The 22,928-nt window shown below is 30.1% G+C and carries 22 protein-coding genes and 1 riboswitch; of the genes, 3 read left to right on the plus strand and 19 right to left on the minus strand.

The window, feature by feature from the left end:
- Positions 1 to 83 precede the first annotated feature (83 nt).
- Both KPL38_RS11805 and KPL38_RS11810 read right to left on the minus strand, forming a co-directional pair.
- Positions 84 to 2,003, minus strand: a complete 1,920-nt coding sequence (locus KPL38_RS11805) for a PAS domain-containing protein (protein ID WP_216289333.1) — start codon at positions 2,001 to 2,003, stop codon at positions 84 to 86.
- Between the two features lie 35 nt (positions 2,004 to 2,038).
- Positions 2,039 to 2,983, minus strand: coding sequence for a ribonuclease H1 domain-containing protein (locus KPL38_RS11810; RefSeq protein ID WP_216289334.1), 945 nt, complete (start codon positions 2,981 to 2,983; stop codon positions 2,039 to 2,041).
- Positions 2,984 to 3,384: 401 nt separating this feature from the next.
- On the opposite strand from KPL38_RS11810, the gene KPL38_RS11815 reads away from it, so the two are divergent.
- Complete coding sequence (locus tag KPL38_RS11815; protein ID WP_216289335.1) at positions 3,385 to 5,148, plus strand: ATP-dependent metallopeptidase FtsH/Yme1/Tma family protein; 1,764 nt, start codon at positions 3,385 to 3,387, stop codon at positions 5,146 to 5,148.
- A gap of 166 nt (positions 5,149 to 5,314) precedes the next feature.
- On the opposite strand, the gene KPL38_RS11820 is transcribed toward KPL38_RS11815, so the two are convergent.
- From KPL38_RS11820 to KPL38_RS11840, 5 genes are read right to left on the minus strand one after another with little or no spacing between them, the layout of a single operon-like run.
- A complete protein-coding gene (locus tag KPL38_RS11820) occupies positions 5,315 to 6,316 on the minus strand; it encodes a rhomboid family intramembrane serine protease (RefSeq protein WP_216289336.1) in 1,002 nt (333 codons plus the stop codon).
- 18 nt (positions 6,317 to 6,334) lie between these two features.
- Positions 6,335 to 6,733, minus strand: coding sequence for a DUF6762 family protein (locus tag KPL38_RS11825; RefSeq protein ID WP_216289337.1), 399 nt, complete (start codon positions 6,731 to 6,733; stop codon positions 6,335 to 6,337).
- A 15-nt stretch (positions 6,734 to 6,748) separates the two neighbouring features.
- Complete coding sequence (locus KPL38_RS11830) at positions 6,749 to 7,165, minus strand: Fur family transcriptional regulator (protein WP_216289338.1); 417 nt, start codon at positions 7,163 to 7,165, stop codon at positions 6,749 to 6,751.
- Between the two features lie 18 nt (positions 7,166 to 7,183).
- Positions 7,184 to 8,644 (minus strand): aminoacyl-histidine dipeptidase, encoded by a 1,461-nt coding sequence (locus KPL38_RS11835; RefSeq protein WP_216289339.1) that lies wholly within the window; start codon positions 8,642 to 8,644, stop codon positions 7,184 to 7,186.
- A gap of 17 nt (positions 8,645 to 8,661) precedes the next feature.
- Positions 8,662 to 9,210 (minus strand): manganese efflux pump MntP, encoded by a 549-nt coding sequence (locus tag KPL38_RS11840; RefSeq protein WP_216289340.1) that lies wholly within the window; start codon positions 9,208 to 9,210, stop codon positions 8,662 to 8,664.
- A gap of 264 nt (positions 9,211 to 9,474) precedes the next feature.
- On the opposite strand from KPL38_RS11840, the gene KPL38_RS11845 reads away from it, so the two are divergent.
- Positions 9,475 to 10,143: a DUF4397 domain-containing protein gene (locus KPL38_RS11845; protein WP_246577935.1), complete on the plus strand. Its 669-nt coding sequence runs from the start codon at positions 9,475 to 9,477 to the stop codon at positions 10,141 to 10,143.
- A gap of 300 nt (positions 10,144 to 10,443) precedes the next feature.
- Here KPL38_RS11845 and KPL38_RS11850 read toward each other — a convergent pair whose 3' ends face one another.
- The 12 genes from KPL38_RS11850 to KPL38_RS11905 all read right to left on the minus strand — a co-directional run bounded on the left by KPL38_RS11850 (position 10,444) and on the right by KPL38_RS11905 (position 21,283).
- Entirely contained in the window at positions 10,444 to 10,899 is a 456-nt protein-coding gene (locus tag KPL38_RS11850; RefSeq protein ID WP_216289341.1) for a PadR family transcriptional regulator, read from the minus strand.
- A 6-nt stretch (positions 10,900 to 10,905) separates the two neighbouring features.
- Entirely contained in the window at positions 10,906 to 11,754 is an 849-nt protein-coding gene (locus KPL38_RS11855; protein WP_216289342.1) for a DegV family protein, read from the minus strand.
- 285 nt (positions 11,755 to 12,039) lie between these two features.
- Positions 12,040 to 12,804, minus strand: a complete 765-nt coding sequence (locus KPL38_RS11860) for a cobalt-precorrin-6A reductase (protein ID WP_216289343.1) — start codon at positions 12,802 to 12,804, stop codon at positions 12,040 to 12,042.
- Between the two features lie 223 nt (positions 12,805 to 13,027).
- The gene (gene cobJ / locus KPL38_RS11865) at positions 13,028 to 13,744 is read right to left on the minus strand and encodes a precorrin-3B C(17)-methyltransferase (protein WP_216289344.1); all 717 of its coding nucleotides are present in this window, start codon (positions 13,742 to 13,744) and stop codon (positions 13,028 to 13,030) included.
- A 16-nt stretch (positions 13,745 to 13,760) separates the two neighbouring features.
- The gene (gene cobM, locus KPL38_RS11870) at positions 13,761 to 14,525 is read right to left on the minus strand and encodes a precorrin-4 C(11)-methyltransferase (RefSeq protein WP_216289352.1); all 765 of its coding nucleotides are present in this window, start codon (positions 14,523 to 14,525) and stop codon (positions 13,761 to 13,763) included.
- Positions 14,526 to 14,587: 62 nt separating this feature from the next.
- Positions 14,588 to 15,253, minus strand: a complete 666-nt coding sequence (locus KPL38_RS11875) for a cobalt-factor II C(20)-methyltransferase (protein ID WP_216289345.1) — start codon at positions 15,251 to 15,253, stop codon at positions 14,588 to 14,590.
- Positions 15,254 to 15,312: 59 nt separating this feature from the next.
- Entirely contained in the window at positions 15,313 to 15,921 is a 609-nt protein-coding gene (cbiE, locus tag KPL38_RS11880; RefSeq protein ID WP_216289346.1) for a precorrin-6y C5,15-methyltransferase (decarboxylating) subunit CbiE, read from the minus strand.
- A gap of 54 nt (positions 15,922 to 15,975) precedes the next feature.
- On the minus strand, positions 15,976 to 17,061 hold the full coding sequence (gene cbiD, locus KPL38_RS11885) for a cobalt-precorrin-5B (C(1))-methyltransferase CbiD (protein ID WP_216289347.1): 1,086 nt from the start codon (positions 17,059 to 17,061) through the stop codon (positions 15,976 to 15,978).
- Positions 17,062 to 17,131: 70 nt separating this feature from the next.
- On the minus strand, positions 17,132 to 17,758 hold the full coding sequence (locus KPL38_RS11890) for a precorrin-8X methylmutase (protein ID WP_216289348.1): 627 nt from the start codon (positions 17,756 to 17,758) through the stop codon (positions 17,132 to 17,134).
- Between the two features lie 142 nt (positions 17,759 to 17,900).
- Positions 17,901 to 19,226, minus strand: a complete 1,326-nt coding sequence (locus KPL38_RS11895) for a cobyrinic acid a,c-diamide synthase CobB (RefSeq protein ID WP_216289349.1) — start codon at positions 19,224 to 19,226, stop codon at positions 17,901 to 17,903.
- Between the two features lie 68 nt (positions 19,227 to 19,294).
- A complete protein-coding gene (locus tag KPL38_RS11900; protein ID WP_246577936.1) occupies positions 19,295 to 20,398 on the minus strand; it encodes a pyridoxal phosphate-dependent aminotransferase in 1,104 nt (367 codons plus the stop codon).
- A 51-nt stretch (positions 20,399 to 20,449) separates the two neighbouring features.
- Positions 20,450 to 21,283 carry a sirohydrochlorin cobaltochelatase gene (locus KPL38_RS11905; protein ID WP_216289350.1) on the minus strand — a complete coding sequence of 278 codons (834 nt, stop codon included), beginning with the start codon at positions 21,281 to 21,283 and terminating at the stop codon, positions 20,450 to 20,452.
- A 156-nt stretch (positions 21,284 to 21,439) separates the two neighbouring features.
- Positions 21,440 to 21,665: riboswitch (cobalamin riboswitch) on the minus strand.
- A gap of 186 nt (positions 21,666 to 21,851) precedes the next feature.
- Between KPL38_RS11905 and KPL38_RS11910 the strand changes: the two genes are divergently transcribed.
- Complete coding sequence (locus tag KPL38_RS11910) at positions 21,852 to 22,754, plus strand: transposase (RefSeq protein ID WP_246577939.1); 903 nt, start codon at positions 21,852 to 21,854, stop codon at positions 22,752 to 22,754.
- The last annotated feature ends 174 nt before the right edge of the window (positions 22,755 to 22,928 follow it).

Here is a 22,928-nt window from a genome sequence, read left to right on the forward strand (position 1 = left end):
TAAAGTCTGGTTAAATTATTTTGTAGATTGGATAAATGAATGTGCAGTTTAGTTATTTGAATGGATAAATTAATTTGTAAATGTTAGGATAAGATAAAGTGTAAATCAACAATTATTAATATTAAAATTTCTCTGATTTCTCCGTTTGAACAAAGCACAGGTTCAAAAATAATGTTCCAGTATACCTCGCTTCCGTTTAACATAAGTCTTCTTTTATTTAAATACTTAATTCCCTTTTCCTTTAACACCTCTTTAACACACTTATAATATTCACTTTTATTAAACATTTTAAACAAATCTTCAACTTCACTATTTTTGATGTCTATGACTGAATTAACACTAGGCCTTAGTAGTTTTATGATATTAAATGCCTTTTTATTAATATCTACAATCTTTAAATCTGAACATGATAATCTAACAACCGGTAAATCAAATGTATTAATCATTCCACTAACTAATTCGTATCGACTTTTTATAGCTTCTTCATGTTTAAAATAATCTGTCATATCCCTACTACAAAGAACACCTAAACTAAATTTCCCTTCACTGTCATATATAGGAGTTCCATTTACATCTACTTGATATGTTTTATTTGGTGACTTTACTATCATCCTCATATTTTTGAATTCTTCGCCCCTCAAAACTCTATGAGCTGGATTGTTTTTGAGCTCGATCTTATCTCCGTTTATATCATAAAACTCAGATGGATTATAACCATCAGCTATATTGTCCATCTTATTATAAGATGAGAAAAACATTTCCCTTGAAGTTTTATTAAGCAATGTATACCGTTCTTTATCATCAAAAATAGCAATAGAATCTGATATATTTTCTATAATAGCTTCTAATTCTTTTTTCTGTTCTTCAATTTTTTTTGATTGCTCAATTGTTTTAGTAATATCATGAAAACAAGATACTATAATTGTTAACTCGCCAAATGCATCATAGATTGGAATTGAACTAATCTCTGCAAAATATTCCTTATTAGGATGGCGTACAAATATTTTAACATTTTTCGATTTTTCACCTCTTAAAGCTCTAACCGATGGAAATTGTTCAAATGGTATTTCATCACCTTTCATATTAAATACTTTAGTGTCCTCAAGAGCCTGCGCTATATTAATTCCAATATTCGATTGGTAAATCAATCTTTTTGCTTCTGCATTAACCATTATAAATTCACCTTTATTATTAGCAAACATTACTCCTTCAGATAAATTTTCAATTATATTTACTAGCTGTGTATTACGTTGCTCTAATTGTTTTTTTTGATTAATAAGAATACTATTTTGCTTGTCTAAATTCTGATTTTCAAAAATTTTCTCATTAACCTCGCTTACGGTCTCAAATATATATTTAATGATTTTATTCTCAAATATTGCTGTTTGAGTAAATTTCCAATAGGTTACATCATTTGAATTATTGTTAGCTTTAATTTCTTTTATATAACTATTCTTTCGTGTTTTGAAAATGGAATTCCATATACCTTCAACCTCGCTACCGCAAAACCCATGTACAATTTTCTTAATAGACCTGCCTAAACAATTACTATGTATATTATAAGATGAATTTATTAAGTTAAGATACTTATTATTTGCTTTAAGCAATGTTAAATTTGGCACACTATAAATTGCTGCGCCATCTATGTTATTTGTAAATACCTGTTCTACAAAAATAATTTTGTCATCAAGTCTAGAATTTACACTCTCTTCAAAAGTGTAAATTGCATTTTCTGTTTCATTATCGTAATAAAGCGTTATGTTAACTTCTAATGGACAAAGAGATTTTGTAAAAATATATTCTAGATACTTACCGCTTATGTTTTTAGAAATAATATGCAAATTAGTCTTTAACATTTCTTCTATTTCTATAAGTAATTTACCTATTAATTCTTCTAATCTAAAACCTGTAAAATCAAGAAACTCTTTATTAACCTCAGTGATAATATTCGCTCTAAAACATAAATATGGTTTATCTCTTCTTTTTTTAAAATTATTATCCAACATATAACCCCCATATTTTAAATTATAATTTGTTATTACTTATTAATCTTCCCCAATAAGTAATTAATAAACTTTGTTTTGCTTAAACTAGATAAATTATCTATTATATGATTTGCACCATCTGGATTTAAATTATATTCACTCACAATATCATTAAATTCATATACTCTTTCTTCTACCTTATTTTCCACTTTGTTTTCTTTTGCAACTTTTTCTTCATTATCTTTTATAACTATTATATTTGTATCTCCGCTTGGAGCTATACTTAAAATTTCTTGTTTTACATCCTCACTACCTACATTAATAATATTTTTAAGCAACCATTTTTCCACAACTTTATCTGAACTTATACCAAGTTTTTCTTTGCATTTTTCATCAACAAGTTCATTAAATAAATCTCCTGTATGACTATCAACCTTAACAAATATAACCTCAAGTCCTCTGCTCATAAATTCTTGCATTTTCTTATAATATTCCTTTGATGAATCTTCTTTTCTCCCCCAAAATCCTGTAGCATGGTAACATATCCCAACATAATCATGAAATATCACTACTTTCTTTTCACCTTTACTTAACGCATATTCACATCCTTTTACTGCGCCTTCTAGTTCCCCTGCTATTTGTCTTATATTTTTCGCTGAATTGCTTTTTCCACGACCACTCTCTATATATATAACTACTTCATTGTGCGTAGCTACCATTCCATAAGAATATTCCTCTGTAGTTGAATTATAGCTTCCATCAACATAAATATGAAGACAATCCTTTGGATAAGTATTATCTGTTTTTTTGAAAATATTTCCTCCATCACTTAAAAAATTCTCAGCTTCATTTACCTTTTCAAAACTTTTATATTTAGCACCTTTTACACCTTTTACATACTTTAAACACTCTGCCCAAGTTCCAACTATTTTATTTTCTATTTTTTCTTTAGTACTAGAATTATATCCTTCTTTTATTGCATAAACTTTCTTTCCCATATTAGACCTTCTCCTTTTTAATATAAATAATATGTTTATTTATCATCATCGAAGCTCACTTTTTAAAATTAATAATAGTATAATGCAATACCCCTGATACTATTATAAATTATACAACAAATGATAAAATTATCAATTATATTTTTTACATTATTTACATTTCCATAATCTATTAGATTTGATAGACAAGCCCTAAAAAACATATTATAATAGCCCATATAAGTTGCTATTGAATCGACGCAATGTCATATAGTATAAAAAATATATAAGCTATTATATCCGATATAATAGTATAACATTTAAATTAGCAGAAGCAAAAAAAATATATTATGCGAAAGGATGGTGAATGAAGCTACTCCGCAAATACTCTAATAGTATAGTGGATTACTAGCTTCTATCATATGAATAAAATTAAGAACAAATATATTTTAATTCCTGCTATAACTGCAGTTCTTTCCTTAGTATTTCTCATTATTGTGAATAGTACTTTTAAAGAATCGAAAAATAAACAATACACTGATTTTCTTAAAGATACCTCTAGAAGTAGCATTTCAACTGTATATGTAACAACTTCTCCCAAAATTCAAGTTAAACTTAAAGATGGTACTATTTATACAACTGATAATCCAAGAACTGACAACTTTAAAGAGAATTTATTAAAAGATGGTATAAATGTTTCTGAGCAAACTCTAACTAATCCAGCTGAAATAGCTTCAATTGCTGGTTTTGTGATTTCACTTATAGTTCTTGGAATAATGTTTTTTAAATCTACAAAAATAAAGTCAAAAGGTATGTTTTCAGCTACAAATCTTGATGTAACTGCTGTAGAGGATATAGGTTTTAACTTCGCTAATGTAGCCGGCAATGAAGAAGCTAAAGATAGTGTACAAGATGTAGTAGATTTTCTCAAAAATCCTGAAAAATATTCTGCTTACGGCGCTCGAATGCCAAAAGGAGTTATTCTATATGGCGATCCCGGAACAGGTAAAACCTTACTTGCAAAAGCCGTAGCAGGCGAAGCAAATGTACCTTTTTATGCAGTCTCTGGTTCTGATTTTGTTCAGATATACGTAGGGGTTGGGGCTGGGAGAATTAGAAGCTTATTCAAAAAGGCAAGAAGTCATGGTAGAGCAGTTATATTTATAGATGAAATTGATGCTATTGGTAAAAAAAGAGATAATGGACGTGGTGGCGGTTCTGACGAAAAAGATCAGACACTTAACGCACTTCTAACTGAAATGTCTGGCTTTAACGAAACAGAGGGCATAATTGTAATTGCAGCAACTAATAGGCTCGATATGCTGGATGAAGCTCTGCTACGTCCTGGTCGGTTTGATAGACATATTGAAGTTACATTACCTGATGTATCTGCTAGAGAAAAGATTTTAAAACTTCATTTTAAAAATAAACCTATTAAAAATATAGATTATTCTGAATGGGCACGTAAAACTACATCTTTCTCAGGCGCCAAGTTAGAAAACTTAGCTAATGAGGCAGCTATTATTGCCTGCAAAGACAATGCTGTATTTATTAGTAATCAGTACTTGGATAAAGCTTTTTCAATTATGCTTGCTGGTTATGAAAAAGTTGATAGGGACTATATTAAAGAAGAAGACAGAAAAATTACTGCCTTTCATGAAGCTGGACATGCTTTGATTTCACTTAAGATGTTACCAAATGATAAGGTATCTAAAGTAACTATAATTCCAACTACCAAAGGTGCAGGTGGTTATACATTAAGTATTCCTGAGGATACGCTTTATCAGAATAAAGAACATTTAAAGAAAAAAATAATGGTTCTTTTAGGTGGTAGAGCCGCTGAAGAAATTATTTTTGGAGCAAGCAATGTAACTACTGGTGCTTATAATGATTTGCAAAGAAGTACTCAAATTATAGCAAACATGATAACCGAATATGGAATGGGTGAATCTTTAGGTTTGCTCACTATGGGAAAACTAAGAGAGTCAGGTTTTACAAATCAAGAAGCAGTTTTCTCAGAATGCAAAAAAATGATTTCAGATTTATATGAAGAGGTCAAAGATATCCTGATTGATGGAAAAGATTCTTTAAATGCTATAACCACTTTATTAATTGATAAGGAAACTATATATCACGAAGATTTAATTCATATTATTGGTGTTAAAAATAATAATGGGGTTGCTTAGTATAAAGATATTGCATGTATACTAAATATATTTAATCTTCTTAATTATAATTAAGAATGTTCAAAAGTAAATTAGTGTTTTATACTTTTATATGATATATATAAGTAAAGGCGCATGAACACAAATAATAAGTTTCAGTACAAACTTGTTATATTGTTCATGTGCCTTAATAATCTTCTGCTTTAAAATTAACCATAAAAGCTATGAGCATTCCTCCAAGAAGTCCGCCTACATGGGCAAAGTTATCAATATTGGGCATAGTAGCCCCTATAAATATATTTATACATATAACTGACAAAATACTTTTTATAAACCCGCTTCCGGTTTTTTCTTTAGATTTAATTGCAAGAATAAGCACTGCTCCGAGTAGCCCAAAAATTGCTCCTGAGGCTCCGATAGAAACATCTGTTGAAAAAACATAACTAAATATTGATGCACATATTCCAGAAATAAAATAAATAGCTATATATTTTACTTTTCCATAAACTCTCTCAACCATAGGCCCTATGGCATAAAGTGAATACATGTTAACGCCGATATGTACAATTCCACCATGTAAAAACATGCAAGACACGAATCTATAATACTGACCTTGAGATATCAAATTATTAACCTTCGCACCAAGCATAATAAGAACATTGATGTCGCTATTAAATATACTACCTTTTGCATAAACAAGGCTTAAATATGCTGTCACTAGATACATAATAACATTTATAGCTATAATTCCAATGGTAATCCATGGTTTATCCCAAACATTTACCTTTTCGGTATTACTATGTATATTGACATTATTCATAACAGACACTATATCTTGAACCACTTGTGCATTTACATTTCCAGAATAATTCACTTTTCTCTTTAATACATTTACCCTTATTAGTGGCTTATCTAACAGATAATTTCTCGAAATATCTTCCTCATCATTATTAATTTCATCATCAGAAACTAATATATATACGTTGTTTTTATCATTTGGAATGTCATACTGTAATATTTCATTTATGCTACTTTTGTTCATAAATATCAAACGATATAATGCTCCGTTAATATTTTTGCTCACTGTCCATAACTGTGATTTATTTTTTTTACTTGTTATATCTTCCAATAAATAACCGTGTTGCTGAGTAATCCCAATTATAATAGCCTTTATATTTTTTTCTTTCATATTTTGCTCCTACCCAATTTATATATATTCTTCTTCTTTTCCTTTAATTTTTATAAAAACTTCTTTTAGTTCTTGTTTTATTAATTCACATATTTCAATAATAGCTTCTCCCACCACCATATGATCATCTGAATATTTAAATTTAACTACCCAAGTTGGATTATATTCGTCATCTACAACCTCAATATAATAACCTTTAGACTTAAAAATTTCTTCATTAAAACAATCATATATTGCGGTGTATTGCCACTCCTCAACATCAACCTGTGTATCAAAGGTTAAATTAATTAATTCTCCAGAATAATTTAACTTTGTAACAAATTCTGCTCCTTCTGAAGCTTCATAGCTTCCAATCTCTTTAACAAACTGATTAGTGTCTTTATCCACTTCCATTAATACCAATGAAGAAAATTGCATAAAACCCATCCCCTTTTATTCTTTACATTTTTTACATTCTTTACAAATTCCTTTTAAATATACATGACTTTCTGTAAGCGTTATTCCTGTTTTTGCTTTAATTTGCTCTTCTATTTGAGGTATAGGGCAATCTATAACCATTTTTTTATGACATAAAACACACTCAATTATATGTTTGTGTGAGTTGTTGTTCATAGTATAGTTATACATATTATTTCCCAAATCAAATTTATTTAAGATCTTTTTGTTTTCTAGCATATCTAAGGTTCTATATACCGTAGAGAGGTCTATTTTTATGTTATCTTTTTTTAATAACTCATATATTAAGTTTGCATTAATAGCCTCACTGCTACGAAATATAATTTCTAGTATGCTCTTTCTTGCATTAGTAATTCTAATATTATGCTCTTTTAAATATAAAATTACATTCATCTATATCACCTTACTATATTATTTTATTTGTTTTAATACTGCCAATAAATAATTCCACATTCTATCTGCTGACGCTATACTCAAATGTTCACTTGGCGTATGTGCATCATAAATATCGGGTCCAAGGGATATTTGATCTATATTACCTTCAAATTTTTCACTAAACAAACCACATTCAAGCCCTGCATGTATAGCTGCGATTTCAGGCATTTTACCATATAAATCGTTATATACATTTTTAAGTAATAACATTATCTTAGATTTTGAATTATATTCCCATTCAGGATAATTAGCTTCAAATTCGATAGTTGCTCCTACCATCTCAGCTATTACAATAGTTTCATCACATATTGATTTCTTTAAAGTTCTTACAGAACTTCTTATTGCAGAATCAAATACTATATTTTTATCATTAGTAATAACAATTCCTATATTTGTTGAACTTTGAACTAAACCCTCTATTGCCATACTCATACTCTTAACTCCATTGGGAATTAAAAAAAGTATTTGAAGTGCTTTTGTAGCAGTCTCTTGCGAAAAAACTTTATTTACTTTATTGTTCATGATTTCAATACTTAAATCAATATCAGGATCAGTAATTTTTAATTCATTCTTAAGTATAAAATTCCACTCTGATAATTTTTCAATAACTATTTTTTTATGGTTTTCTCTAAACAATATAATAGCATCTGCATGGCGAGGGATTGCATTATTTTTAGCTCCTCCACTTATAGAATTTATTTTAAAATCTATAACCGATTTTAAATCTATTAAAAAACGTCCCATAATCTTGTTGGCATTTCCTCTTTCTTTGTTTATTTCCATTCCGGAGTGACCGCCTTTTAAACCCGTTAATTTAATGTTAGCACTTATAAAACTTTGGTCCGCCTCTTCCCAAATTATTGGGAGTTTTATCTTCTCACGTACCCCACCAGCGCAACTTACCAAAAGTTTTCCTTCTTCTTCCGAATCTATATTAATTAATATCTTTCCATGTAGATTTTTAGGGTCTACTGCTTGAGCTCCAACCATACCTATTTCTTCTCCAGCCGTTACCAATAACTCTATTGGTGGATGTGAAATACTATTTGATGCAAGTACTGCAAGACTAAATGCCACTGCAATACCATCGTCAGCTCCAAGTGTAGTCCCATTAGCCCTTAAGACATCACCTTCTACTATAAATTCAATAGGATCCTTTAAAAAATCATGTTTAACATTTACATTTTTTTCACAGACCATGTCCATGTGACCCTGAAGAATTATACCTGGTGCATTTTCATATCCTTTAGTACCAGCTTTTTTAATAATAACATTTAATGCTTTGTCTTGAATTACCTGTAATTTATGTTCTTTAGCAAAATTTACAAGCCAATCACTTATTGCTTTTTCATTACCAGAACCTCTTGGAACCTCATTCATCTCTTTAAAATATTTAAATGCATTAAATGAATTTAAATTCTTTAATTTTTCTAACATGTTTATCATCCTTTCTTCTAAAAAAACATCATTTTAAGCCCAAAAATTATTAAAATTATGCCTCCAATGTAGTCTGCATATTTACCTACAACTTCAATTTTCTTTAAATACTTTGAAATTAAAAAAGCTATTGTAACCATTGCTAAAGTTACTAATCCAATAAACAATGTATCTTTTAGCAACATAACTTTAGTTATATTATTTAATACTGTAAAACCTACAACCATAGCATCTATACTTACTGATACACCTAATATTAAATACATCTTAGGTTTAAGTAATGGACAACTGCCTTGATTTTCAAGTCCTCCCTTAATCATAATAACCCCAACTACAGAAATAATCATGCCCCCAATTATTGTTGGCATTGAAGCTACATATGTATTAAAAAGAAATCCAGCATAAGCACCAATATATGATAATAGAAATTGAAATAGCCCAAAAGAAATTGTAAAACCTACCTTATTTGCAAATTTAGTTTGTTCATTTAAGCCTATACATAAGGCAACTCCAAATGCATCTAAAGATAGTGCTAAAGCAATTATAAATAATGGGTATATATCCATGAATTATCCCACTCCCTTCAATAACACTCTACAATATATTTAGTCCTATTTTTCTATTATTATTCTCATTTTTTAAAATTTATGTGTATAACTTTCCACATACTATTATCAATTATTCTCTCTTTCTTGTCAACTGTGCTTTTCTATAATAATGGTTAATGTTGAAAATATTATAATATAATTTTTATAACTGTATAATTTCAGTAACAATCTAGTATATTTTTCATATATTAGTATAGTAAAAATATTTGAAAGGAGCCTTTTATGTTCTATTGTCCAGAAAATAATAATAATAATTCTTATTCTCTATATAGAGAAAATCCTATGACTTCGTATTTTAGAATTCTTCATTCTTCACCTAAGTCGCCAGCAGTTGATGTGTATATAAATGACATACTAAAATTCAAAAATCTTACCTATGGTGCTTTTACAGATTATGTAGAAGTTATGACTGGTGACTACAATGTAAAATTGTTTGCAACAGGTACTAAAACTTCACCAGTACTTAATAAAAATATTTTTATTCCACCTGAAAAAATTTATACCGCTTGCGCTATTGGATTATTACCTAATATTGATCTACTGCTTGTGCTAGAGCCTAAAGTTATACGCCCTAGCAATAAAGTTTATATCAAATTTGCTCATTTATCACCCAATTCAGGCGCTGTAGATATTGCATTACCTGATGGTAAAATCTTATTTAGAAACATTAAGTACAAACAATTTACAGATTATATAGAGGTTTCCTCCGGTACCTACACTTTAGAAGTTAGACCAACAGGAACAAAAACTATAGCTCTATACGTGCCTAATATAAGACTAAAACCTCAGCGTTTTTATACAGTTTATGCTGTAGGTCTAGCAAATGATCGTCCAAGACTTCAAGCTTTAATTCCTCTCGATGGCAGTTCATATTTAGACTTTAGGAATTAACAATTATGCACAAAACAATTCAATATTAACAAAGTTTCTAATAAATCATAAAGCGCTGAAACACCTAGTGCTTTATTTTTTTATACTTCTTAAAAAATTTACAGCAATCATTTCATCAGTTATAATATTAAAAATATTATTTTTACATTTTATAGCTCCCGCCGCTTTAACTTTACTTTTTTCAGAAATTATGAGAAAGAAAGGATGGATAAGAGAAGGAGACTTAAAACTAAAACTTTAATATAATAAATTTCAGAAAAGCTGCAGGTCAACTCCCCTGCAGCTTCTTTATTTAGTTCTTTAATTATACAAGTCACTGTAAATTATTTTAAATACTTCTAAAGCTTCTTCAATTTTATCTTGTAATAAGTATTTTTTATTTTCTAATTGTAATATACCTTCATCTGTAATTTTATAAATTTTTTGTGCTTTTTTAGATTTGTTCCACTCTCCAACAACCAACTTTTCTTTTTCCAACTTTTTCAAAAGTGGATATATTCCACCAGTACTAGGTATCCAAAGACCATTCGTTCGTACGCCTATCTTATGAGATATATCGTTTCCATTAGTTTGTTCTAAACTTAAAATATATAGCACATATAAAGGTAATAATCCTTTTGTAAATACCTGACCTACTGCTTCTTTTTCTTTTTTAACTTTTCTAAGTTGTGAAAGTTTTTTTTTGTATTCCAAGTACAATTTTTTTTCCTGCACGTTAATGTCTATCTCACTCTTTTTGTTTGATATATTAGCCATTTATATTTATGGCTCCTCTATACAAACCATTCCTACTAAACCAGGTCCGCTATGAACTCCTGATACAGGACTTATATATCCTCCAAATTCTACTGAAATAGCGTTTGGATGATTACTTATTTTTTCCATTACCTTTTTAGACTCTTCCAGGGCATCACCGTGCACTACATAAACTTTACACTTCTTTTTATCTAAAATATTGCTTGTAAGTTCCACAAGTTTATTAAGAGATTGCTTTCTTCCTCTTACCTTTTCACATGTAATATACTTACCATCATCACCAAATGTAATTATAGGTTTAATATTTAAAAGCTCAGCTATTGTTCCTGCAACTTTCCCTATTCTTCCACCCTTCTTTAAATACTCTAAAGTACCTACTACAAAATATAAATATATTCTATTTTTAATAGACGGAATAGCTTTAACTACCTCTTCAAAACTTTTTCCTTCTTGTATTAACTTTCCACATTCAGTTACTATTAACCCTTCACCAAGTGCTATAGACTTCGAATCACATATATGTGTGGTTATAGTTGGATGATTCTCACTTATAAGTTTCATAGCATTATATATACCAGATAATCCTGTTGATAAAGTTATTGCTATAGCATGAGTATATCCCTCTTCTTCTAATCTTAAAAACAATTCCTCCATGTCCTTCATGGATGGCAAAGATGAGGTAGGTACTTCTTTTTTCATGTTACTATAAACTTCTTGTGGTGTAATATCTATATTATCTAAGTATTCTCTATCAGAATAGATAATTCTAAAGGGTAATACATTTATATTATATTTATCTATTGTGTCACTTTTTAAATCACTCGTAGTGTCTGTAATCAGCGCTATTTTGTTCAAATTAACCCCTCCTAATTATATAATATTATTATATCACTATAGTATATGTGTATCAATAGTGATACATAAACACTCATTTATATTAATTTGTCCAATATCTATATTTGTATACACATCTATGATGAAATATACTGGGACAGTTAATAATATTTTATACTTAAACTCTAGACTTATCGGAACAGTTAATAACTCTAAAAATATATTACAGCAAACCCCTTTAGTTGCTATTAACTAAAGGGGTTTGTTTAATCTAAACTTCATAATTTCAAACCCATAGTGTTGAAACTACATTAAATCTCCAATATATTTCACAAGTTCTAACTCACTATAAAATACTTTAGAATACTTCATAGGTTTTCTTCCTATTACAAATGCTAGTATATCGTTATCTATAGCTGCTTTAATTTTATCATAAGTTCCTCCTTGAACTCCGCTATCCTTCATAAGTATTGCTTTAGCCTTATATTCTTTAATAAATCCACAATTTAATTCGTAACCTACAGGACCTTTCATAGCTACTATATCATCAACTCTTATCCCCTTGTTTAAAATTTCTTCAAGAACCTTAACTGAAGGTAAAACTCTATGTATTACTCTATTCTTTAATTTAAAGCATATAATTTTATCTATATTTCTACTACCTGTGGTGTTCAATATGCTTCCCTTAACTTTTAAAAGATATGGATATAGACTATCATAATCTTCCACAACAATAATGTTTTTATTTTCTTTGAATTTTTTAATAATTGATGGCCTCTCATATCTAACATATTGTACTCCATAAACCTTACATGCTTCAATTGCATTGGAAGTAATTTCCAATGCATAAGGGTGAGAGGCATCAATTAGTATTTTTATATCATTGTCTTTAATAACTTGCATTAGACCTACTAAATCTAAAGGTTTTTCATTAAATACCTTGTATTTATAATTTTTCAAAAGATCTGCTCCATATGCAGTTGCCGTTGATATTAATATATCATCTGTAAACTTATTTAATCCAGAAAGAATATTTTTACCTTCTGAAGTACCTACAATTACACCTATCATATTTATTCACTCCTCCCTGCTTACTTACTTAAAAATAATGGGGACGGTTAATAACTAATTTGCATTTATTGAACCTAAACTCACGGTTAGAAACGCTGATTATAATCAGCTATACTCTGATAAAGGCCGGGACAGTTAATAACCTTTCCCTGTTTATTGATTATATTAAGGCTTAATAGTTATTAACTGTCCCTTAACCTTCTCCCAAATTAACTGCCTTATTCTAAACCTTGTAACCTCTTGGTGTTATAAACTTACCATCTTTTACGTAGCTTTGGCTGTTACCGATTATAACAATTGATAACATATCAACTATTTCATCGTCAAAAGAATCCAATGTTGATATTCTTACTGCTTGTCCAACTCTAAGTGCATTTTTAACTACAGCTATTGGAGTAGTTCCGATTCTATATTTTCTTATTATATCTATACTTTCTCTTAGATAATGAGGTCTACCCGTACTTTTAGGATTGTATAATGAAATAACGAAATCACCTTCTGCTGCCAATTTGACTCTCTTTTGAATCAATTCATAGGGGGTCATTAAATCGCTTAAGCTTATATTACAATTATCATGCATCAAAGGGGCCCCCAGCACTGAAGCTGCAGCTGATGACGCTGTAACTCCTGGAATAACTTCAACTTCCTCATCTACTCGAAGCTGATGTATTAAGCCTGCCATCCCGTAAATTCCAGAATCACCAGTACTTACTATACTTACTACCTTATTATTACTGAGTTCTAATGCCCTTTTGCACCGTTCTTCTTCACCCTTCATGCCTGTAGAAAAAATTTCTTTACCAGCTAATAATGGTTTTATCATATCTATATATTTATTATAACCTACAACTATATTACTTTCCTTTATGGCATCCATTGCTCTTATTGTCATATGAGAAATGCTTCCTGGGCCTATTCCTATTACATATAATTTTCCCAATTTAACATCTCCTTCACTATCTGATTTTTCCTTTGCGAAACATATGTGTAAATGTTTTATCATACAAACGACTTTTATCATATTCGCAATCTATAAAATCACCTACAAGGATTTGAGCACATTTTGTAATTTTAGCAATTTTTACTTTCTCTGCTATATCATCTAAAGTTCCAATAATAGTTCTTTCATCCGCCCAAGTAGCTCTTTCAATAACAGCTATTGGTACATTTCTTCCATAACCAGCTTTAAGTTTTGAAACAACCTTATCTATCATGCTTATAGATAAGAAAATAGCCATAGATGCTCCAATAGATGCAAGCTTTTCTAAATCCTCAGTTTCTGGTACTGGAGTTCTTCCCTCTACCCTTGTAAGTATTAGCGTCTGAGTTACATTAGGAAGCGTAAATTCTTTTTTAATAGTCGCTGCTGCTGCTGAAAATGAGCTTACCCCTGGTACTATAGAATAATCTATATCTAATTTATCTAATTCATCCATTTGCTCTTTTATAGCTCCATATATAGCTGGGTCTCCAGTATGCAATCTTACTACAGTTTTATTTTCACTATGTGCTTTTTTCATAACCTCTATAACATCCTCGAGTGTCATAGAAGCAGAGTTATGAACTACTACATCTTCCTTGCAAAACTTGATATGCTCAGCCCTTACAAGCGATCCAGCATATATAACCACATCTGCACTAGATAATATGTTTCTTCCCTTAACTGTTATTAAATCCACATCACCTGGTCCTGCGCCTATAAAATAAACCATTAAATCCACCCATCCTTTATTTAATATTGTTGAATTAGTTATTAACTGTCCCGTCTTAATCTTGTTTTTCTTTACTCTTTCTTTGCAATTATTAAACTCATATATTCTTTGTTTTTTAAAATATCTTCGCGACATCGAAGGACTTCTTGTCCTTCCCTTCCTGCTCTTTTAATATATACATACTTGTACCCCTTTGCCTCTAAACAGTTTAAAACCTCTTCTTCTATTTTATAGACCTTCATAATTACTAAAAACTTCTCATTCTTTATGGTATCAAGTCTAGATGCTGGTAGTATTAAAAGCGGTTCGTTCCCAATTACTAAGTACTCATTGGCGATGCTTGCACAAGCACAAAATGAAGTTATCCCCGGAACTGTTTCAACATCATATCCACTTTCCTTTATATAATTTAAAAGATATATATATGTACTGTACACAAATGGATCTCCTATAGTTAAAAAAGCTACATTTTTACCATCCTTAAGCTTTTCTTCTATAGCTTTAAATGCTTCATATATTTTAGACTCCTGCTCTGATCCCCCCATAGGAAAATGTTTAACTAATACTTCGGAATCCTTATTAATATATTCTTCTGCTATTTCATGGGCTATACTTTTCCCACCATTCATAGCACTAGGTACTACTATAACATCACATTTTCTAATGGTCTTTATTGCTTTTATTGTAAGTAATTCCTTATCTCCAGGTCCTACCCCTACACCATATAATTTTCCCATATTTTATCCTCCGTATCTAATTAAGCACAGACAAATAAACAACAAATGCATATATCAGCTTAATCAATTATACTTTCTATAACAACCACACTTAAATTTTCAAAAACTTTATCCTTAATTTCTTCTACTGTCCCTTTTACTATTCTTTCATCCACATATGATAATTCTTCTCCCACATATATTGTGGCTTTAATATTATTGTCAAAAAGTTTTTCACATAAAACTTGTGGTGAATTACTTTTATCAGTAAGCCACACAGATACCTCATGATTACGTACAATTTCTATAAACTTTTCTTTTCTTCCGTGCATGCTACCTAAGTAAGCATTTTGCCATGGTTTCTTAAGTTTACACATTAAATATTGAAAAGAACTTATGCCAGGAACTATTTCAATCGTTCCATTATAATTACTCTTTATATAGTTAGTTATTCCATAAAAACATGGATCACCTGATGCTATTATAGCAATGTTTTTATCTTTGCTTACTGTTATATAATTCAAAATATCCTTTAATGATCTCACTATTGTTTTTTTAGTACCAATTTTAGATATACTCGTTGTGGCTCTTGCGAATCCTATAATTACATCAACTTTTTCCATAGTTTCTACTGCTAAAGGAATAATGTATTTAGGGCTTCCAGGACCAATTCCTACTATATAAACCATATACTCTGCTACCTTTCACTATTTAATTGTTTAACCATTAGTTATTAACTGTCCCTAACTATTTCCCCTTGTGTCACACAAAATTCCCTTATTCATAGAAAACATAATAACTTCAGCTGGAATGGTTTCATATGTATACTGAAATAATCTTTTCTTTACCTTCTTTGCAATATTATCATATATTTCATTGTAATCATCACCTAATAATTTTATTGCTCCCTCAGTAGTTTTTTCCTTATAAACCTTAGTAACAATCTCTGTAGGTGCTCCTATTAGAGCTAGTTCTAGAGCTATTACTTCAAGTCTCACATCACATACTCTGCTGTGGGTTTGAAAACATCCAGCTGCTATTTTACATGTTTTCCCAATATGTCCTACAAGCATAATGCTTTCTACCTGTTTTTCCATACAACAGTTCAAAGCAGAACCTATATAATTTGAAACCATTACTACATTATCAGTTTTAAGTCCAACCTTCGCAACCATCTCTTCCCCCATATTACCAAAAACCAAGGTGAGATTTTTATGCCCTGCAGCTACTTTTTGAGATATTTCTATATTAATAGATTCCGTAAGTGCCTCCTGTGACATTGGTGTTACAATACCTGTAGTTCCTAGTATTGATATACCGCCTTCAATCCCTAGCCTTGGATTAAATGTTCGCTTGGCTACCTCTTCCCCCTTAGGTACAAACACAGTTATCGCAACCCCATTATCTTTTGGTAACGCCTCTTTTACCTCTTTCTCTATCATTCTCCTAGGTACTGGATTTATCGCCCATTCGCCTTTTGGTACATACAATCCTTCTCCTTTAACTATCCCAACACCTTTTCCACCTTTTAATGTATATCCCGATTTTGATTTTTCGGCTCTCGCCCAAATTTCCATACCATCTGTTACATCAGGATCATCTCCTGCATCCTTTATAATAGAACATTCAACAAAATTTTCTCCCTTAACAACCTTATCTATTGGAAGTAATAATTCTATACCCTTTGGGGTATCTATCCTTATCTCGTCTATTTGGGTATCATAAAACAAGATTTGTGTTGCAGCTTTTGCAGCTCCTGCAGCACAAGATCCAGTTGTATATCCACATCTAAGTTTTTTACCATTAAAATTAACATATAAATCTAGCACTGTTATACACCCCCTGATAAGCTTCCTATTTATTTTAAATATATAATAACTACGAAACTCCAGTTACATGTTAATTTCTATCTACTATCATATACATTAGTGCGTTTAATATAGATGCAGCCACTGAGCTTCCACCTTTTCTTCCTCTCACAACAATCATTGGGAAATCTACTTTTTCAATTTCTTTTTTAGATTCTGATGCTCCGACAAAACCGATTGGTGCTGCCAATATAAATTTTGCATTACACTTTCCTTCCTCAATTAGTTCTTTCAATCTAAACAAAGCTGTTGGCGCGTTACCAAATACAAAGAACTCAACTCCATCCGCTACCGCTTTCTCAACTGCAGCCATTGAACGCGTTATATGACGTGCTTTTGCTATCTCTGCTACTTTTTCATCACTCACGTAACATATTGCATTACAATTTAAATCTTTAAGAGCTTTCTTATTTATACCAGCCAATGCCATTTTTGTATCAGTATATATAATTGTTCCCTTTTTAAGTAACTCTACAGCTGCATCTATTGCACCATCTCGAATGTAAACTATATTTTTATAGTCAAAATCTGCTGTGGTATGTATTACTCTTTTAATTATTAAAAGCTCTTTATCAGAAAATTTATGTTCTCCCATTTCTTTGCCAATAATTTCAAAACTTTTTTTCTCTATATCCATAGGTATTTTTATATAATCCATATTCAAATCTCCTTTTCTTTTAACACAAAACCAAAAGTTAAAGCAAGTAAATATTACGCAAAACCCATGGGGGACAGTTAATAACAGATCATCTTTTACAGGTTATCACACATAAATTTTTGTAGTGGTTACTCACCCCAACCTAGTTAAAAATATCCTTTGCCCACTGTAAATTTCCAAAAAAATGTACATGTCCATAAGCAGCTATAGTATTTTTCTTAGTATATCCACATCGCCACCTTTTCAAAGTTCCATCATACATCTCTTTAGAAATGCTTAGCACCTTTTCTTCCGATATATTAACAAATGATTTATGAAATTCATGACAATTTATTCTCATATTTTTTGTTAAAACATTATTCTCTGTTTCTACTTTAGCCTCTGCATATCCGAAATTCTGAAGTTTCGAAGTTATTGTATAACACCCTTTAAAAAAGCCCACTGTACTATGTGATACTCGTTCTTCGCCTTGTTTTCTCTCCCCTTGGGTAAGATACATTAGTCCACCACATTCAGCATAACATCTCAGGCCATTATCTAAAGCTTTTTTTATACTTTCAAGCATAGATGTATTTTCAGATAACTCTTTTATGAATACCTCAGGATAACCCCCACCTATATAAAGAAAATCAATATTACTTGGTAATTCTTTATCAACAATTGGACTAAAGTATATAACCTCTCCCATTTCCTCTAAAGTTTCTAAATTTTCTTTATAATAAAAGCTAAATGCTCTGTCATAAGCTACAGCTGTTCTTTTTCCCTGATTCTCTACATGAAAATTATCTACATACTTTTTACTTTCTTTGAATTTATCTAATAATAAATCCATATTTATATGTTTTTCTAACAAGTTCGCACATATTCCAATTTTTTCCTCTAGATTCTCTATTTCACTACTTTGAACTAGACCTAAATGCCTGCTTTCTAAACTTAATCTATCGTCTTTAGGAAGATACCCTAAGACTTCCAAGTTGCAATTTAATTTAATGGAAACTTTAAGTAGTTTATAATAACTTTCTGTTATGTTGTTTAATATTATTCCCTTAATATTGGCGTCTTTAAAATTAACTATTCCATTAATTTCTGCGCAAAGAGTTGCTACTTGTGCCTTTGGAGATAATACAAGTATTATCGGTAAATTCAAAACCTTAGACACATGATAAGTAGAATAAGATGAGTCTACCCCTTTCCCATCATATAAGCCCATTACACCCTCAACTACTGCTAAATCACCATTTCCTCTAGAAAAGCTGGCCTTAACTCCATCTTCTCCCATAAGGTATAGATCCAAATTCCGTGAAGTTGTACCTGTTATCTTTGTATGAAAAGCTGGGTCTATATAATCAGGTCCTACTTTGTATCCCTGTACATTAAATTCTCTATTCTTCAATGCTTTCATAATTCCAAGTGTTACAGTTGTTTTCCCACCACCACTTGAATCTGAAGCTATAACTATACTTTTCATATATACTCACATCCTTTTGCGCACTAAACGCTAAAGTTAAATTATTTATTAACTGTCCCCAAATGTTTTCACCCTGTTTTCACCCTAGGCTCTAAATTTTTTAAACACCCAATCAACTTTTCATTTCTATCTTTATCCTTAATAGCAAACCTTACATATTGTTTATCCAATCCTCTAAAATTATCTGCTTTTCTTATAACAAAACCTTTATCAAGACATAATTTGTATAGTCTTTCAGATGTTATCCCACTTAGTTTACATAATACATAATTCCCATAAGTTAAAAATACTTTCTCTATAAAAGAAATGTTGTTTAAATTTTTTAAAAAAATAGGCCTTTCTTTTCTTATCCATGTTTTGCTTTTTTCTATGTATAATTCATCCTTTAATACGTATCTTGCAGCAACTTCTGCAAAACAATTTATATTCCAAGGATTTTGTTTTTCTCTGATTTTCTTTAATAAGCAGGCATTGCTACTTATTCCATACCCAAACCTTATGCCAGGAACTGCGAAAAATTTAGTTAAAGCTCTTATTATAAATAAACATTTGTAATATTTAACCAAACTTTCAAAGCTATGCTGCTTATCCCCTGTAAATTCTATAAAAGCCTCATCTATTATTATAACTTTATTATTACTTTCACAATACTCAAGAATTTTTTGGAATTCTGACTTATCTATAATATTGCCATTAGGATTATTAGGATTACCTAAAATCACACCTTCAACATTTAGTAATTTATTTAATATATCTTTATAATTATAGGATAGCTCACAATGTTCATGTTTTAATGTGGCATCCTCGCTAATATTTTCTTTCAGGTATGAATACTCTATACTACAATTCCACTTTTTAGCATCAATTTCATATTCTACAAAGGAAGGCACAACAATTAGCAAACTTTTATGACAAGCTATAACTAAGTCAATTATTTCTGCAGCCCCATTCCCTAAAACAAAATATTCCTGAGGGCAACCAATATATTCTCCTAAGTTTTTTAACACGTTTCTATATTGTATATCTGGATATCTGGTTAGTGCATCTACCGCCTCACCAATATTTTCAATGAAGCTTTTAGGCACCCCTAATGGATTTATATTAGAACTAAAATCTGTTAGTTCTCTGCCCTTAAGTATCCCATTAGTATAAACATCTCCACCATGTATCATTAAATACCTTCCTTTCCAATTACAAATGAGCTCAACTGTCATCTTTACATTTTAAATACCCTTAGGTGTTTTTCCTACATTCTTAAACGTTTCATTGATTACATCATTAATATGTTGTATATATATATCTTGAACATTGCTATTTTCTCCTAACCCATGCAGATATAATTTAACTTTAAACCCATCTGATTCTAAAATATTTTTCCATGAGTCTTCTGATTCTCCCACCATATCATTCTTTACATGATCTCCTGCTACAAGTAGTAATGGCATCAGTGTAACCTCTCTACTCTGCTTTGCCATTAGGTTAGGTATTACTCTATCTAATGTTGGATACCCTTCTACTGTTGCTACGTGTACATTTTGAAAGCCTCTATCCCGTAAAACACTTTCAAAACAGCAATATACTGCATTTGCAATATGATTGGTACCATGACCCATTAAAATTACTGTGTCATTTCGTGGTAACTGTTTTGTGAGAGCATCTACCATTATAGAATAATCATCAGGTACACCAGCTTCTTCTCCCTTAAAGCATATAAGAGGTCTCCCTATCATAATGTTTTCAAATGCATTAGAAATCTTGTACTTCTTAACTACATTGTTTATATAATCAAATTCTGATCCAGGAATAACATGCAATGGCTGAACAATTACATCTTTATAACCCTCATTTCTCAATTTTTCCAAAGCTTCCTCTGGAGTATCAATATGAATATTGTCCCTGTTTTTAAGAATTTTAAGAATAACATGTGATGTAAATGCCATTCGTATATCATAATCTTCAAATGTATGTTTTATTTTTTTTTCTATTTCATCAATAGTTACCTTTCTTGCATCTTTATATGTTGTTCCAAAACTTACAACTAATATTGCTTTCTTCATTTTTTTCTTCCACCTTACTAAAAATTATTAATTATTTTATTTATTTTTCTAAATGTTGTTCAAAAAACAAAAAAGTAGTGCACTTAAGATAGCGACTACTTTTTAATTAATTTATAATTAAATTAACTACATTAAAAAGTTCTTTCCCTCCGAAAGCTTGTTAACATCATTTAGGCAGGTCTCCTGGCTTTTGATTTTTCCTTAACTTACCGTTCTTCATTGTTAAAACGATATTGCACTACCTTTGGGCAATGTTCCTCATCTTACATCTGCAAACTGGTATTTAAAGGTTTGTCATCAATTACAGTAGCGGGGGCTGCTACGGATTTAAACCGCATTCCCTTTTCACCTAATACTAGGCACCTAAAATTCTATTTGATTTTCTATTATTAGTTTATTATATTTATGCCAGACTGTCAATATTCAGAGTTTACACTCACCCATAGTTAGGGACAGTTAATAACTATTTCAACTATTTCAACTGAAAACTAAACAAATGAATATCATCTTTCTTCATTGGCAATAATCTAAAGAAAAGTTTATGAGAGAGGTGATTTTTGTGCCAAGAATGCCAAGAATAAAAACAACCAAGTCAATATTTCATGTTATGTGCAAAAGTATTAGTGAAATAAATTTATTTAGAGATGATGAAGATAAGAAAAAATATTTGTTTCTTATAAAAAAATATAAAACTTTATATAGTTTTAAACTGTATGGATACTGTCTCATGGATACACATTCACATCTGATTATTGATGCAAATGGCTCAGATATATCCAAAGTAATGCATGGAATTAATTTTTCTTATGCAATGTACTTTAATAAAAAATATAAAAGAGAAGGGCATCTATTTAAAGATAGATTTAAGAGCAAAATAGTTAATAATGAACGATATTTGAAAACTTTATCATTATATATGCACAATAATCCTACAGATATAGTTGAATATAAAAATTGCCCTGAGAAATATATTTTCTCTAGCCTAGCAATATTTTTAGGAAAAAAACGTGACTTCTTCAATTTAGTAGACTATAGATTTATTATGAATCTTTTTGGTAATGGCCTTAAAAAAGCACGTAAAAATTACTATAACCTTGTTTTTAGGTGCAACAAAGAAAAATTCAAGCAAGAAGTTGAATTTCGAGATGAAAAAACGGAATATAAAAATGTAAGAAAAATGTTTGCTCGTAACTTTAAATCAGAAGATATAATAGAATATATAGTATCAAAAATGAATATATCAAGGATCCAACTATATACTAAATACAGCCGAAAGCTTGTACAAGCGAAATCATTAACAGTAGTACTAATGAGATCCTTTTGTAATTTTAACTCTAGTGATATATCTAAAACACTTGGCAATATCACTCAAGCTAGAATATCGCTATTAAGCACTATTGGAATTGATTTAATTGGTACAGATAAGAAATATGAAAATATTATTGAAGAGTTTATTAAATCTCATGCTTAAAAACAATTAATTTATATTGTTTTAATAGTTGTGTAAATTTCTATTTTGAAAATAACCATTAATATTATATGATTAAGCCACAAAAAGCTATATTTTCTCCGGTAGGAGTTAAGCTATTTCAAATTTTAGGCTATGCCTCTTGAAAATATTGTAAATTAATATGAAAATTTCAAT

Origin of the sequence: Clostridium psychrophilum, from assembly GCF_018861705.1 — a bacterium.
Classification (GTDB): domain Bacteria; phylum Bacillota; class Clostridia; order Clostridiales; family Clostridiaceae; genus Clostridium_AD; species Clostridium_AD psychrophilum.

Coding starts and splice junctions, on each gene's coding strand:
- KPL38_RS11810 (WP_216289334.1), bottom strand. CDS start 2,983: ATGGGAAAGAAAGTTTATGCAATAAAAGAAGGATATAATTCTAGTACT.
- KPL38_RS11815 (WP_216289335.1), top strand. CDS start 3,385: ATGAATAAAATTAAGAACAAATATATTTTAATTCCTGCTATAACTGCA.
- KPL38_RS11820 (WP_216289336.1), bottom strand. CDS start 6,316: ATGAAAGAAAAAAATATAAAGGCTATTATAATTGGGATTACTCAGCAA.
- KPL38_RS11825 (WP_216289337.1), bottom strand. CDS start 6,733: ATGCAATTTTCTTCATTGGTATTAATGGAAGTGGATAAAGACACTAAT.
- KPL38_RS11830 (WP_216289338.1), bottom strand. CDS start 7,165: ATGAATGTAATTTTATATTTAAAAGAGCATAATATTAGAATTACTAAT.
- KPL38_RS11835 (WP_216289339.1), bottom strand. CDS start 8,644: ATGTTAGAAAAATTAAAGAATTTAAATTCATTTAATGCATTTAAATAT.
- KPL38_RS11840 (WP_216289340.1), bottom strand. CDS start 9,210: ATGGATATATACCCATTATTTATAATTGCTTTAGCACTATCTTTAGAT.
- KPL38_RS11845 (WP_246577935.1), top strand. CDS start 9,475: ATGTTCTATTGTCCAGAAAATAATAATAATAATTCTTATTCTCTATAT.
- KPL38_RS11850 (WP_216289341.1), bottom strand. CDS start 10,899: ATGGCTAATATATCAAACAAAAAGAGTGAGATAGACATTAACGTGCAG.
- KPL38_RS11860 (WP_216289343.1), bottom strand. CDS start 12,804: ATGATAGGTGTAATTGTAGGTACTTCAGAAGGTAAAAATATTCTTTCT.
- KPL38_RS11875 (WP_216289345.1), bottom strand. CDS start 15,253: ATGGGAAAATTATATGGTGTAGGGGTAGGACCTGGAGATAAGGAATTA.
- cbiE (WP_216289346.1), bottom strand. CDS start 15,921: ATGGTTTATATAGTAGGAATTGGTCCTGGAAGCCCTAAATACATTATT.
- KPL38_RS11890 (WP_216289348.1), bottom strand. CDS start 17,758: ATGGATTATATAAAAATACCTATGGATATAGAGAAAAAAAGTTTTGAA.
- KPL38_RS11895 (WP_216289349.1), bottom strand. CDS start 19,226: ATGAAAAGTATAGTTATAGCTTCAGATTCAAGTGGTGGTGGGAAAACA.
- KPL38_RS11900 (WP_246577936.1), bottom strand. CDS start 20,398: ATGATACATGGTGGAGATGTTTATACTAATGGGATACTTAAGGGCAGA.
- KPL38_RS11905 (WP_216289350.1), bottom strand. CDS start 21,283: ATGAAGAAAGCAATATTAGTTGTAAGTTTTGGAACAACATATAAAGAT.
- KPL38_RS11910 (WP_246577939.1), top strand. CDS start 21,852: ATGCCAAGAATAAAAACAACCAAGTCAATATTTCATGTTATGTGCAAA.